The organism is Bacillus alkalicellulosilyticus (assembly GCF_002019795.1).
Lineage (GTDB): Bacteria > Bacillota > Bacilli > Bacillales > Bacillaceae_F > Bacillus_AO > Bacillus_AO alkalicellulosilyticum.
On the sequence record NZ_KV917381.1, the window covers coordinates 3,832,985 to 3,846,778 of the forward strand.

Annotated in this window: 15 protein-coding genes; 3 read left to right on the top strand and 12 right to left on the bottom strand. The window is 37.3% G+C overall.

The annotated features are described in order from the left end of the window. Nucleotides 1–9 precede the first annotated feature (9 nt). A complete protein-coding gene (locus tag BK585_RS19190) occupies nt 10–273 on the top strand; it encodes a YtzH-like family protein (RefSeq protein ID WP_170885649.1) in 264 nt (87 codons plus the stop codon). Nucleotides 274–518: 245 nt separating this feature from the next. Here BK585_RS19190 and BK585_RS19195 read toward each other — a convergent pair whose 3' ends face one another. Together BK585_RS19195 and pulA are read right to left on the bottom strand one after the other, a co-directional pair. Then, nucleotides 519–1,298, bottom strand: a complete 780-nt coding sequence (locus BK585_RS19195; protein ID WP_245805868.1) for a phosphotransferase family protein — start codon at nt 1,296–1,298, stop codon at nt 519–521. 140 nt (nt 1,299–1,438) lie between these two features. Continuing rightward, nucleotides 1,439–3,580, bottom strand: coding sequence for a type I pullulanase (gene pulA, locus BK585_RS19200; protein ID WP_078555547.1), 2,142 nt, complete (start codon nt 3,578–3,580; stop codon nt 1,439–1,441). Between the two features lie 139 nt (nt 3,581–3,719). Between pulA and purU the strand changes: the two genes are divergently transcribed. After that, the gene (purU, locus tag BK585_RS19205) at nt 3,720–4,589 is read left to right on the top strand and encodes a formyltetrahydrofolate deformylase (RefSeq protein ID WP_078555548.1); all 870 of its coding nucleotides are present in this window, start codon (nt 3,720–3,722) and stop codon (nt 4,587–4,589) included. A 285-nt stretch (nt 4,590–4,874) separates the two neighbouring features. Here purU and BK585_RS24305 read toward each other — a convergent pair whose 3' ends face one another. The 7 genes from BK585_RS24305 to pepV form a co-directional block, all read right to left on the bottom strand. After that, nucleotides 4,875–5,174, bottom strand: coding sequence for a type II toxin-antitoxin system HicB family antitoxin (locus BK585_RS24305; RefSeq protein WP_078555549.1), 300 nt, complete (start codon nt 5,172–5,174; stop codon nt 4,875–4,877). Nucleotides 5,175–5,384: 210 nt separating this feature from the next. Then, nucleotides 5,385–6,338 carry a nuclease-related domain-containing protein gene (locus BK585_RS19215; protein WP_078555550.1) on the bottom strand — a complete coding sequence of 318 codons (954 nt, stop codon included), beginning with the start codon at nt 6,336–6,338 and terminating at the stop codon, nt 5,385–5,387. A 39-nt stretch (nt 6,339–6,377) separates the two neighbouring features. Then, the gene (locus BK585_RS19220) at nt 6,378–7,067 is read right to left on the bottom strand and encodes an LrgB family protein (RefSeq protein ID WP_078555551.1); all 690 of its coding nucleotides are present in this window, start codon (nt 7,065–7,067) and stop codon (nt 6,378–6,380) included. Beyond that, a complete protein-coding gene (locus BK585_RS19225) occupies nt 7,060–7,428 on the bottom strand; it encodes a CidA/LrgA family protein (RefSeq protein ID WP_245805869.1) in 369 nt (122 codons plus the stop codon). The genes BK585_RS19220 and BK585_RS19225 overlap by 8 nt, the downstream gene beginning before the upstream one ends. 13 nt (nt 7,429–7,441) lie before the next feature. Beyond that, nucleotides 7,442–7,993 (bottom strand): RNA 2',3'-cyclic phosphodiesterase, encoded by a 552-nt coding sequence (gene thpR / locus BK585_RS19230; RefSeq protein ID WP_170885650.1) that lies wholly within the window; start codon nt 7,991–7,993, stop codon nt 7,442–7,444. A gap of 5 nt (nt 7,994–7,998) precedes the next feature. Further along, on the bottom strand, nt 7,999–8,637 hold the full coding sequence (locus BK585_RS19235) for an HAD family hydrolase (RefSeq protein WP_078555553.1): 639 nt from the start codon (nt 8,635–8,637) through the stop codon (nt 7,999–8,001). A 442-nt stretch (nt 8,638–9,079) separates the two neighbouring features. Continuing rightward, nucleotides 9,080–10,504, bottom strand: a complete 1,425-nt coding sequence (gene pepV / locus BK585_RS19240) for a dipeptidase PepV (RefSeq protein ID WP_078555554.1) — start codon at nt 10,502–10,504, stop codon at nt 9,080–9,082. Between the two features lie 306 nt (nt 10,505–10,810). Between pepV and BK585_RS19245 the strand changes: the two genes are divergently transcribed. Beyond that, the gene (locus BK585_RS19245) at nt 10,811–11,029 is read left to right on the top strand and encodes a DeoR family transcriptional regulator (RefSeq protein WP_170885651.1); all 219 of its coding nucleotides are present in this window, start codon (nt 10,811–10,813) and stop codon (nt 11,027–11,029) included. Between the two features lie 14 nt (nt 11,030–11,043). Here the strand turns inward: BK585_RS19245 and BK585_RS19250 are convergent, their stop codons facing one another. The 3 genes from BK585_RS19250 to rodA all read right to left on the bottom strand — a co-directional run bounded on the left by BK585_RS19250 (nt 11,044) and on the right by rodA (nt 13,774). Beyond that, nucleotides 11,044–11,781 (bottom strand): pseudouridine synthase, encoded by a 738-nt coding sequence (locus BK585_RS19250; RefSeq protein WP_078555555.1) that lies wholly within the window; start codon nt 11,779–11,781, stop codon nt 11,044–11,046. After that, on the bottom strand, nt 11,771–12,529 hold the full coding sequence (locus BK585_RS19255) for a hypothetical protein (protein ID WP_170885652.1): 759 nt from the start codon (nt 12,527–12,529) through the stop codon (nt 11,771–11,773). The genes BK585_RS19250 and BK585_RS19255 overlap by 11 nt, the downstream gene beginning before the upstream one ends. Nucleotides 12,530–12,598: 69 nt before the next feature. After that, nucleotides 12,599–13,774, bottom strand: coding sequence for a rod shape-determining protein RodA (gene rodA, locus BK585_RS19260; protein WP_078555557.1), 1,176 nt, complete (start codon nt 13,772–13,774; stop codon nt 12,599–12,601). Nucleotides 13,775–13,794: the final 20 nt, after the last annotated feature.

Genomic DNA, 13,794 nt, shown 5'->3' on the forward strand with positions numbered 1-13,794 from the left:
GTGTTTGTTTTGCCTATTAACCAAGAACATAAATTAAGCTTACTTACTGATATTTTAAAAAATCAAATGGAACAACATCAAATGACAACGGATGAGTACGACCAGATTTCTCGACTACTTTCCTCTCTACTAAACGAGTCTGCCTTAAGCAACACACAATTGGAACAAACTTTTATGGCCATTCAACAGCACCATTATGGAAATAACAGCGGCTTTTCAGATACAGATGTCGAACAATGGCTTCAGACAATAGAACAATATAAGACACAATAACGACAATTGTTTATGTAATTCCCTAGGAAATAACACGAATTATAGACTATGTAGAAGGTACAATTCTTTCATGTACATACTCTAAGAGATCATTTTTTACTAAAAAAGCCATACAAAAGGGGAGGGCACTGAAAAAGTTAGGTTTTAAACTTTTTACAGTGCCCTCTTAGCAATGTGCGTAACCGTTGAATTTTTTTAAAGCCTGCTACGAATGGAGCCATTGCCACCATAATTAAGGCTTTTTATTAGATAGCTACTAATTCCTTAAGATAATTTTTCCATCGAATAACTTCTGGATATTTACCCTTTTTACTATACCATAAAATTTCAAGCACCAATTGTGAGATAACATACCAATGCATTCGTTTATGGAGATTCTCTGTTAGTGTGACTCCATAATCAGCCAACCATGATTCCCATTCGTTCTCTGGAATATATAAATATAGTAATAAGCCTAAATCGAGAGCAGGGTCAGCAACGGTTGCACCATCCCAATCAATTAAAAATAAATCGTCCTCATCACTCATTATCCAATTGTTATGATTAACATCACAGTGGCAAACAACAAGTTCCTCATGATTCACTTCGTCTTTTTGACGGTACAAATAGATTAATGCTTCCTCTAATACATCATCTTGACTATGAATTTCTGCAAGACTTCTCTTTATATCTTCTATAATGGATTGTGGTGTAATTGGTTCATTGCCAATCCGCTTGAACATATGAAGCAACTCAGTAGAACGGTGAATTTTCCCAAGTAATCTAGCTACACGAGGATGGTTCATTTCAAAGGAAGTTAATTCCTTCCCACAAACCCACCGTTGTGCTGTAATTACATCACCATTCTCCAAACGTTTTGTCCAAAGTAGTTTTGGAACAATCCCTTCAGCAGAAAGCACGGCTAAAAAGGGTGAAGAGTTGCGTTTTATAAATAATTTTTGATTTTCGTGTTGAGCAATATACGCTTCACCAGTAGCACCGCCAGCAGGGGAAACCTGCCATCCTTCTCCTAGGTCCAATCTCACCAATCTCACCCTCAATTTCATTAAATGTGTAAGAATTTCTTCCTACTATTAAGTATATCGTATTCCTGTTGCTAATCCTATGGAAATTTCCTTTTTTAACAATAAGAAAGAGAAGCAGAGTCATATAAAAAGACTCTGCCTTATTGATACATTATCATAGTTGTTAATGGCTTTACCCATACTTTATCTTCAGTTATTTTATTTAATGGTATCAGACTAACCGTTTCATCGTCAACGACTATATTCCAAACTCCACCTTTTGGAAGCGAGATTTCTACATTTGACCAACTTCCATTGTAAATTGCTATAATATTCTCCCAATCGTCAATCCCTTGGAGATCGCCTATCTTATAGCCAATGACATGTGGTGGGGTTTCAAAAAAACTGCAATGCTTTTGAATGAGATGTGCTGAAGGGAGTCGGAAACCTGGATGGTCCTTTCTAAGTTTGATTAGACCTTTTACATAATTCACATAAGATAAATGTAATTCTTTTCGGTCCCAATCTATCTGATTTATTGAATCAGGAGAACAATAACTATTTTCAACACCTTCTTTTGTTCTATAAAACTCTTGACCCGCATGAAGAAAAGGAATACCCTGAGAAGTTAATATAATTGCGGTTCCTAATCGATGCATCCTTTGTTTAATTCCCTCTTCTTCATCTGGATTGGAATTCATTAACTTATCCCACAACGTATAGTTATCATGACATTCTATATAATTAATGGATTGAACAGGACTGTTAAAGAGACTAATATCACCATCTACAAAACCAAGCAACCCTTGTTTTATTAGATGTTCTGTCTCTTTGTTTCCATTCACAAAACCTTTTTCTTCCACATTAAATGAACTCCCCTTTAATGCATCTCGGAAACGGTCATTAAAAAATCCAACTTCCGGTAGTTGTTGCGCGTTGTCTATAATTGCTTTGTCTTGACGTTGTAAAGGGGTCGATAAATCCCAACCTTCTCCTAAAATAAAACAATTTTTATTTATATTTGATATTCTTTCTGTAACAGCTTTCATTGTTTCAATATCGAGATTTCCCATTAAGTCAAAACGAAACCCATCTATATCGTATTCTGTTACCCAATACACTACACAATCTACAATAAACTTTCTGACCATTTTTCGTTCTGAAGCTATATCATTTCCTACACCCGTTCCATTCGCCAAATCCCCATTTTCCTCATAGCGAAAATAATATCCTGGAACGATTTTCTCAAAGTTTGAAAGCTCCCAAATGTAAACATGGTTATAAACGACATCAATGATTACTCTGAGGTTACCTTCATGCAAAGAGCGTATCAGTTCTTTTAATTCTCGAATTCTTACCTTTGGTTCATATGGAGTCGTTGCATAACTGCCTTCTACTGAAAAATAATGGACTGGGTCATACCCCCAGTTGTATTGTGATTCTGACTCTTCTTCATCTACACTACCAAAATCATTTACAGGCAACAGTTCAACATGAGTAATTCCTAGTTCTTGAAGATAGTCAAGACCTGTTGAAGAACCTTTTTTTCCTCTTGTATCTCTTTCCATCATTCCTTTAAATTTCCCTTTGAATTCAGCACCACTGTGTTTGTGGATCGTAAAATCTCTAATGTGAGCTTCATAAATGATGATTTCACTGGGCGACAAGTGACTTAGATTCATTTCTGTTTGTTTTAAATCCAGTTCAACATTGGAGATGATTGCTCCCTTTTCTCCATTTATCGATACCGCTTTTGCGTAAGGATCAACCGCTTCGTTCCAATGCCCATTTGTACATACTTGAAATGTATAATAATTCCCTTCATAATCTCCATGTAAAGTGAGAGACCATACCCCTTTATCTCCTCGAATCATCGGGATTTCTTTTCCTTTTTCATCGCTCCAATGTAAATAAACAACCACTCTAACATCTGTTGCAGTTGGAGCCCACACCTTAAAAACTGATTTTTCTTTTGACCACGTTAACCCTAAATCGTCTTTTGGATAAAAAAATAACTCGTCAAATTCAATAGTGCGAACGACCGCCCCAACCTGTACTGGAAACTCCTCATGCTCGGCAATCGAAACGTGATAGGATTTACTTAAATCAATTGGTTCAAACAACCGCAGTATAAGAGTCTGCTTTTCATCATTCGTTTCCTGTTCGATAGTGCGAATTAAGATTTCTATTCCTCCCGTTTTTAACCTTACTTCTTGAGGACCTTTTATCTTTGTGGCAGCTAGCACTACTTTTACAGTATCTAACTCTTCAATTGTTGCTGAATAAACTGGAGACTCGCTCATCGTATAGCCCTCCTCATTAGTATTTAATTAATTTAATTGATTTACATACTTCTTTTGCAAATTTATTGGGGATGGTCTATTATAACTAATGGGTAATTATATTGTGATTGTGTAGACATTATTTATGGAGGAAATTTCTATGTTGATAAAGCAAGAAAATAAAGCAAAATTATTAATATCCTGTCCAGACAAACCAGGGATCGTTGCTGCCATTTCAACGTTTTTATATGAACATGGTGCTAATATCATTCAATCGGACCAATATTCCACCGATCCTGAAGGTGGCATGTTTTACATGAGGGTAGAGTTTTATTTAAAAGATTTTGATATAAGCTTTCAAACCCTGAAAAAAGCTTTTGGTACTATTGCAGAAAAATACAACATCGACTGGAAACTAGAGAGTGCTGCTACAAAAAAGAAAATGGCTATATTTGTATCAAGAGAAGATCATTGTCTGCTGGAGCTCCTTTGGAAGTGGAGTTCGAATGAGCTTGCTGTTGATATTCCACTTGTAATCAGCAATCACCAAGACTTACAAAAAACGGTTGAATCCTATGGTATCCCTTTTCATTATATTCCCGTAACGAAGCAAACAAAACAAGAAGCAGAAGAAAAAGCGATACAATTAATAAATAGTAATAATATTGACTTTATTGTGCTCGCACGCTATATGCAAATTTTATCCGCTGATTTTGTATCACAGTTTCCTAATCGTATCATTAATATTCATCATTCATTCTTACCTGCATTTATTGGTGCCAACCCTTATGCAAAAGCATTTGACCGTGGGGTTAAGCTAATTGGTGCAACTTCTCATTATGTAACAGATGATTTAGATGAAGGTCCTATTATTGAGCAAGACGTGTTACGTGTTAACCACCGATATGCCACTGACCAATTAAGGGTAGCTGGTCGAAACATCGAAAGAATTACTCTTGCTCGAGCTGTTTCATGGCATGCTGACGATAAAATCATCGTATACGGAAACAAAACAATCGTCTTCCCATAATAAAAAGGAATGAAAAAGTTTGCTTTTTAACTTTTTCATTCCTTTTTAGCAATGTGCGGAACCGTTGCTTTTTTCAGCCTGCTAAGTGCCTTTTTTAGCAGGCTCGCAACGAGTGCAGCCATTGCCAAATTATTAAAGTTTGCTTTTTAACTTTTTCATTCCTTTTTAGCAATGTGCGGAACCGTTGCTTTTTTCAGCCTGCTAAGTGCCTTTTTTAGCAGGCTCGCAACGAGTGCGCCATTGCCAAATTATTAAAGTTTGCTTTTTAACTTTTTCATTCCTTTTTTATTCACTCCATTGTTTAATGATTATGTTCATGTACTCGAATTCTTCCTCCGACATTGGTGGTTCAATCGAAACAATGACGTTTCGATTGGATGTGTCTATGTCTATAAAAGTAGGATGTTTCTTTTTCCAACATGCGATTGCCTCATTCAAATGAAGCTTTGCTTCTTTATAGGTTACCCCATAACTAATACAACCAGGCATTTCCTTTATCTCGATAACAAAATGCAATCCACCTAGCCAATCCAATTGTTTACGAACTAACCATGTGGAAGAGGATACCTCTCCCAACTTAAGCATAATATATCCCCTTTCTTGAGAAGTATGGCAAAGCCGTATTTCTTTGAGTTACCATAAAGTTTCTTATATAAATAGAATCTCCTCTATCTAGCAGTCTTAGCATGTCTCTAACCTTTAAAAAGTGCGCCAATTGGTGTACCCACACAATTGCTCGCACTTCCTAAGTCGTTTTCCCTATATTTTACTTAGTTTCCACTTCTAATTCAAGTGTCATTCATACTGTTCTACAATCTGTTGTCTTTTAAAAGCTATGGTATGGCAATGTTGAAGTAAGGCTTTTGTAGCTTTCATTTGTGTCCCTTTTATCGGTGATGGCTGTCTTTTCATCTTATCTAGCCACGAAGCATAGTTACGTTTATCTACAATTTCAAAAGGTTGATATGAATCTTTATACTCCACTATCGTTTCCGGACAAAGTACAATTTGTTTTATTGGAAATTCTACTTTTGCTTTACTCAACATTTCTTGGATAATCATCGACATACGTTGAAGTTCTATTACTGGGCTTAGTACCTTTTTCTCATTTCCTTCTCCATACTCTACCCAAAAACGTTCAGTACTTCCTTCAATTATGCTGTTCGCAAATCCGGCTAAAGTTACAATACAATATATCGCAGTAGGTCCAATTAAGACGATATCAAAGTCGACTGTTGTTTGCTTAATGACAAACTCAGGTCGATACATTAGAAAATAATTGTCTGGTAACTCAACCGTAAATTTTCGCAGGAGGGGATCAAATTTATAAAAAGGATTCAAGCGTGATTGTTCCAATAATGAAGTACTCGCCCACCGTAATTGTGCTTCATATATTTCATTTAAGAAATCCTCTCTTACTTCTTCTATCGTTCTTACCCTAGGTGTAGCAAATGAATACAAAGATTCTTCCTCTTCAACATCCATTTCTTCCTTTTTAGAAAACGGAATCATTCCTTTTAACTTTGTTAATGCCTTCATGATTCGAGGAGGTTTTCCTGTATGTTCAATTGGATCAGGCTCATGTAAGTCCAATTCAGGATTTTGCTCAAGATTACCTTGGTCCTGTTCCCACTCTAATTTAACATAATACCAGCGTTCTTTTTTCATTCTGGTGAACTGGCTAGGATAACGAGTAATGTCATGTTGATATCTTGAAATATAATGCTCAAGCTTTATTAAATGAGCCACTTCACTGTCCCTCCCATGTGAGTCTACTGTTAGTATACCTTATTTGATTAGAATTACGAGTATGGGGATAATAATCGAAACAACAATCGCACTTAGTGTCATCGCAACCGTGCTAATCGCTCCTTCTTGTTGACTATACTCGATGGCTTTTGCCGTTCCAACCGCATGAGATGCACTTCCTAACCCTATCCCTCGTGCAACCTCATGGTGAATACGAAATAATTTATAACAAAATGGAGATAGTACGGTTCCACCTATCCCCGCAATCATGACAAAGATTGCTGCCAAAGAGGGAACACCACCGATGTCACCTGAGACTTCCATAGCTACTGGTGTTGTCACTGATTTTGGTAGCACGGAATATATGATTTCATTTTCCACACCTAACCATAAGGCAAAATAGAAGCCTGATGTAATGCCAATACATGCTCCTACTACGACCCCTACTATAATAGGAACAGCATATGTACTGACCAGTTTCCACTGCTTATATAAAGGATAAGCTAAGGCTACAACTGCTGGACCTAACAATTTTTCAATCCATTGTGCACCAATTTGATAGGACTCATATGGTATTTTAAAAAATAACAAGACAATAACGATACTAGTCGTAGAAAGTAAGATTGGTAGAGTAAAAGGATTCGGATAACGTTCATACAACTTCCTCGTTAACATATAAACTAAAATTGTCCCACCGAGTCCAAGAATTGCTGGAAGAACATTACTCATGCCGTTCCTCCTTACGTACCGAAATCCACTGGCTAATGAACGCAGAAAAACCCATTACAAGAATGGTACTTACCAACGTGACTACTATAAGTAAGACACCTTTGCCTGTAAAGAGTGAAATGTAGGCCACTACCCCAACTGTAACAGGTATAAACAACAACGACATATGCCGAAGTAAAAACTCGGTTCCCGTCTCTATCCAATTTTCTTTTATAACATTCGTAAATAACAATATCAATAGCAACAGCATCCCGATGATACTACCTGGGATAAATAGGTCAACCGTTTGTTGAATCCAACTCCCGATTAAGAAAAATAAATACAAAATTCCAATATGAATAATAATGTTCAGTAGTTTCAAGCAAGTCCCCCTACTACTCTCCAAGCGGAAACCTCTTTATGGCTTCATACTTTGGGGTGTTTTTTAAGTGTGTTTGATAGATTACAATTTCATGTGATACCCACGTCAATAATTCTACTTTAGCTTGAAACGAAGGGAAATGAAATGGTTTTTTTTGGTTCCACTGCCTAGCTATTGTGATATGGGGTTTGTACGCGCGTTTTTCAATTTCAAATCCAACAGAACGACATGCATCAGCAATATCCTTTTGGAGTTGATTCAAAGCACTTGATTTCTCAAGGCCTAACCAAAAAATTCTTGGTTGTTCTTCTCGTCCAAACGTACCACTATCTGTGAGTGATAAAGGAAATCGATTATGTTTTTTTACGATTTTTTCTATCCCTTCAATTACATCAGAAAGTTGGGTTGGTGTAGCGAATCCTAAAAAAGCTAATGTAATATGATAATCATTGGGATGAACCCATCGTTTAAAGGAATCGTTAGGTAAACTTTCCTTCCAAAGTGATATCGTTTCTTTTATATTGTCTGGTAATGGAACTGCTACAAAGAAATGTGTTTTTTCCAACATGCTCACCCTTTTACTAATGTAGTTAAAGACGTTATTGTATGTAGAGGACAAACTTGTCGTTTCTGTAATTCGATTTCATTGGCACAATACGCGATATATCGGACACTTGCTTTTTGTGCAGACATACCGTCAATCCATGAATCCCCAACCATTACCCATTGATCAGGTGTGTAGGAATATTGCTTGAGAACAGACTGAATCGCAAGGGGGGATGGTTTCATCGCCTCAAGATCATCTCTACCGAAGATATGGTCGAAATATTGAACTATGTTCGTTTCTTTAAGTGCTTGCTGAGCTGCACTTGTAGTATTATTTGTGACAACTACAATTAAGTGTGATTTGGCTAGCTCTTTTATCACCTGTTCACAATGTGGCTCAAGTTTCGCACTAATCATCCCTTCTTTTTCACAGTTCTCTACTCGGCTATACATCTCAGCTAGAATAACATCTCTATTTTCTTCTCGTTTAAGTTGTTTTGCAAACTCCAAAAGTTGGCTAGTTGTGGCATTGTCTTCATTTATCTTTATGTTGTTCTTTATTAACACACTCATACATTCTTTCTTCATTTTCTTAAAATCAATAGAAGAACGGAGTAGTGTATTATCCATATCAAACATGATCGCAGAAAAAGACTGTAACATCCTATTCCCCCTATAAAAAAAGCAGTATCCACCTTATCTTAGGAGCACTGAGCGAAGAAAAGCGGTTGCGTTACCGCTAAGAGTCCTTTTCAACCTTCATCGGTAACGATTAATCTTTTTCGTTACCTTCCAGACTCTTTTCTAGCCTTCGTCGGTAACAATTAGGTTTTTTCGTTACCTTTCAGAATCTTTTTCAACCTCCATCGGGTACGATTAATCTTTTTCGTTACCTTTCAGACTCTTTTTCAGCCTTCGTCGGTAACGATTAGGTTTTTTCGTTACCTTTCAGACTCTCTTTCAGCCTTCGTCGGTAACGATTAGGTTTTTTCGTTACCTTTCAGACTCTTTTTCAGCCTTCGTCGGGTACGATTAATCTTTTTCGTTACCTTCCAGACTCTCTTCCTTCATCTGGCACGATTTGCTTCGTACTATCCCGGCTTAATTACGATGTAGCTAGTTCATATATCGCTTCGGCATAAATGGCCGTGGCTTTGAGCAAGTCATCAATTGAGATGTATTCATCTTTTTGATGCGCGACATCCTCCCTACCTGGAAACAACGGTCCAAATGCAACTCCTTCTGGCAAGGCTCTAGCATATGTACCACCACCAATCGCAATAAGATTTGCTTTATCTCCAGTTTGGCGTTCGTAAACACGTTGTAGCGTTTGGATCAATTGACTATTTTCTTCTACATAATGCGGAGGTGAATCATGAATGGTTTCTGATGTAAAACCAGTATTCACAATGCTCTCTTTTAAGGAATCTTTTATAACTTGAACAGTCTGTGTAACAGGATATCTAATGGTACACCCAATTTCTCCTTTAGTAGAATGATAAAGGAAAGTACCAGGATTAATTGTTAATGGTCCGCTCACTTCATCTTCGTTCGCAATCCCTAAATTTTCGCCTCTTGATGCTTCATATAAACAAGTTGAAATAAACTGAAGGAACCTTTGGTCATTGCCCGCGAATGAATACCGTGCCAAAAAATGCCCCAATAGGATTCCTGCATTTACTCCATTGTTTGGTTCCATGCCATGAGCGGCCACTCCTTTCACATTAAAAGTGACCTGGTTACCTTTTCGCTCTGAATTACCAATAATTTTATGTTCCTGGAGATAATCGATAAACTCATTTTCCATTTGCAGGAATTCCACTTCATCAGTTCCATCAATTAGTGCTTGACACTTGTCTGGGACCATATTTAAACGTTCCCCGGATTGGAATGAAACTAAACGAAGCGAATGATTCATTTCTTTCTCAACCATTTCGTTGTCTAGTCGAAACACGAGATCATAAATGCCTTTTTCAGCATGGATAATCGGAAAATCTGCGTCAGGTGCAAACCCGAGTGTTGGCTTTTCTTCTTTAGAAAAATAATGCTCAACACAATTCCAATCCCGTTCTTCATCCGTACCAAGGATCAGTCTCACTCGTTTAGTAAAAGGAGCATCTAATTCGCTTACTATTTTCATTGCATAATACGCTGCGATGGTTGGTCCTTTGTCATCAATCGCCCCTCTTGCATAGATTTTGTCGTCACGGATATCTGCGCTAAATGGGGATGTTGTCCATCCTTCTCCTGGAGGAACGACATCGACATGACATAATACACCGACCATTTCTGAACCAGCACCTGTTTCTATGTATCCAGCATAACCATTAACGTTTTTTACAAGAAATTTATCTTCTTTACCAAGGTCTAACAAGAAATTCAAAGCTTTTGAAATCCCTTGTCCAAATGGAGCTTCCCCACTTATAGTGGCAGGGTCATAGACACTTTTTATCTGTAAAAAATGCTGAGTTACTGCAATAATTTCCTCTCTTCGCTTTTGAACCTCTTCATTAAAATTATGTAAAGTCATGAGGAAAATCACTCCCATTCTATGTCCTACGATTTGACACAATTTTGCCAAATTAACGGAATTATTGTACAATACCCTTAAAGGTGGGGTTCGGTTCCTTATAATATCCGTCTCCGTTTCTACACGGTACAAAAGCAGCTCACGCAGTGAATGCTTGACACTACACTCCTAGACCTAATCTAATACAAGTCATTTAACTGCTCATTCATCTACGTTCTCATGAGACAATGGTAGGAATGATCAATACCCCCTTTTAATACAATGGATGTAAGGATTTAAAATCATCTATTAATAAGGAGTGGTTTTTTGGAAACTTCAACTGATCGTATGCTGACTCGTATCAAATCGATCTACCTCTATATTAAACAAAGGGGGACTGTCACGACGACTGAATTAGTTGAAGAGTTTGGGATTACTCAAAGAACAATCCAACGTGACCTCAATGTATTGGAGTATAATGACCTAGTCTGTAGTCCAAGCCGTGGGAAATGGACCGTAACGAAAAAGAAAATTAAGGTTTCATAACGCCATGCCACAGTTTATACTGTGGCATTTCCCATTTCATCTTGTGCATGTTTCAACCGCTCTATCTCCTCTTCAGTAAGCTCTCTGTACTCACCTAATCCAAGGTTTTCATCAAGTTGGAGAGGTCCGATAGAAATTCGTTTTAATTCTAATACCTTTTTTCCGACCGATTTAAACATCCGTTTAACTTGATGAAATTTCCCTTCTGAAATTGTGAGCGCTATTTTTGATATTTCACCAGGGACGTGAATGACAAGTTCTCCCGGTTTTGTGACATATCCATCATCAAGTTCAACACCTTGCTTGAATGAAACGATGTCTTCCTCACTGACTCTGCCAGAAACAGTAGCTACATACGTCTTGGGTACATGTTTTTTTGGAGACATTAATTCATGTGCAAGCTTTCCGTCATTTGTTAGCAGGACAAAGCCTTCTGTGTCTTTATCTAATCTTCCAACCGGGAATGGTTCAAATAAAGCATGTTCATAAGCAAGTAAATCAATAACCGTTTCATGTTCTCTGTCCTCAGTAGCAGAAATGACGCCTTTGGGCTTATTCATCATCAGATAAATAAAAGGCTTGTAGTGAACCTCCTCACCAAATATCGTTATCTCTTGTTCATCTGGTTTAATATGGACACTGCCATCCTTAACTGCTTTCCCATCTACGAGAACGCTACCCGTTTTTAACACCTTTTTTACTTCTTTTCTCGTGCCATATCCCATATTGGCAAGTAATTTATCAAGTCTCATCGTCCACCTCTTGCTTTACTTCTATTTTTTCAAGAATTTGTTTTCCAAAATGACCTAGACTATTCGTGATATAGCTTTTTATCACGCCTCTTGCTGTGATATCAATTGAATGATTGATTATTTCTTGCGGTATTCCTTGGTTTGTTAATTCTCTTTCTAGTTGTTTTACAAACGACAACGCATACTCAGTTGCTACTTGATTTGCAACAAGTGCAACCTTTTCTTCTTCTACCATTAATTTTACATGTTTATTAAAAAGAGAACGGAAATAAGAAATATCTTTTTCTTTGGGTAAGAGTAAAAGTGCTTTTTGATCTTGGTGACTTTGATTCGCTTGGCCAACAAATTTTGCCGGGATTGCATCTGTACCAATTATTGTTGACACTTCATTCCTATCTAATGCTGTCGCAAAAAAATAAAAAGTCGCATTCTCTTTAAAGCATCCTCGGTACTTCTCGAAAAATTCACGGTATACATGTGCAGGAAGAAAGACAAACACCGTATCTGCTTGTGAAAACTCATGACTAGTAGCAGTAAAGACATTCTTATGTGCCATTGGTAGTTTTGCTATCTTTTCTTGGTCGCGATTAAATATATGTACAGCAACCTCTTTATTTTTAAAAGAAAGCAAACAACGAGCAAGACTGCCATACCCAATCCAAATGACCATAGTTTCCCCTCCATTAGAAACACCTGTATGAAGCCAGTGCTCTTCAATGATTATCCCCAGAGCGTTGACGTCATTCATGACTTAGACTTTTTTTCTGTATGAAAATCAAAGGACGACTAAGTTATGATGTAGTCGCCCTCTTTATTCTTATGCTTCTTCGGTTTCAAACATATAATACCTTGTTCTCATTTTTATATTTAAGACAATTCCTATGGCAAGCATATTGGTCATGAGTGCACTTCCCCCGTAACTTATAAAAGGAAGAGCTAAACCAGTAACCGGCATTAGGCCAATCGTCATCGCGATGTTTTGGAAAATTTGAAAGACAAACAGTCCTACAATTCCTGCTACGATATACGTGCCAAACAAGTTATTGCAACTAAACGCAATTAAAATCATTCGATAAAAGAGGAAGAAATAAATAACGAGTAAAACCGTTGCCCCTATAAATCCAAACTCTTCTCCAATGATTGTAAAAATAAAATCCGTATGAATTTCAGGTACTCTTCCACTTTGTGACTGAATGCCATTCATAAAGCCACTACCGTAAAGCTGACCTGAACCGATTCCTCGTAAAGCCTCAACCAACTGATAGGCATGACTTGCCGCATACTCTTCGGGTTGAAGCCAACCATAAATACGTTCCATCTGATGATTTTTAATAAATTTTGAAAAAATCTGTGGATGATTGTTGTGTAGCCATACTAATAAACCTAGTCCAGACGCTACCATTGCTCCTAGGAGTCCAATGACTCTCCATGATACCCCTGCCATTAAAATCATTGTCGCCATGATGCTTGCTATGACAAGTGCTGTCCCTAAGTCAGGTTGTTTCAAGATTAAAAAGAAAGGAGGTAAACCAATTGCCAGTATTTTACCAACAAGAACGATATCCGATGTAAATCCTTTTTCCCTACCATCTTTCGTTACCCTATATAGTAAATGGGCTAACGCAATGACGACAAAGATTTTTACAAACTCGGATGGTTGTAATAGAAAAAATCCACCGAGGTCGATCCAACGTTGTGACCCATTTCTCTCTACTCCAATAATTTCAACGAGAAAAAGCATAATAATTCCTACAATATACAAAGGAATTGAGAAATTCCGAAATAAGTCAAAATCGATAGTCATAATACCGATCATAAATACTAGACCCACGACTAACCATAAGACTTGTCGTTTCACAAAATGAGAAGGTTCAACAAAGTATTGTTGGCCTCCTGCACTATAAATAGCTAGCAAAGAGATACACATTAAGAGAAACAATAAGAACAATAGCGTGTAATCGATTTGCTGCCAATATGATTTACGTTCTTCCATTTTTCCCTCCATCTATCTCA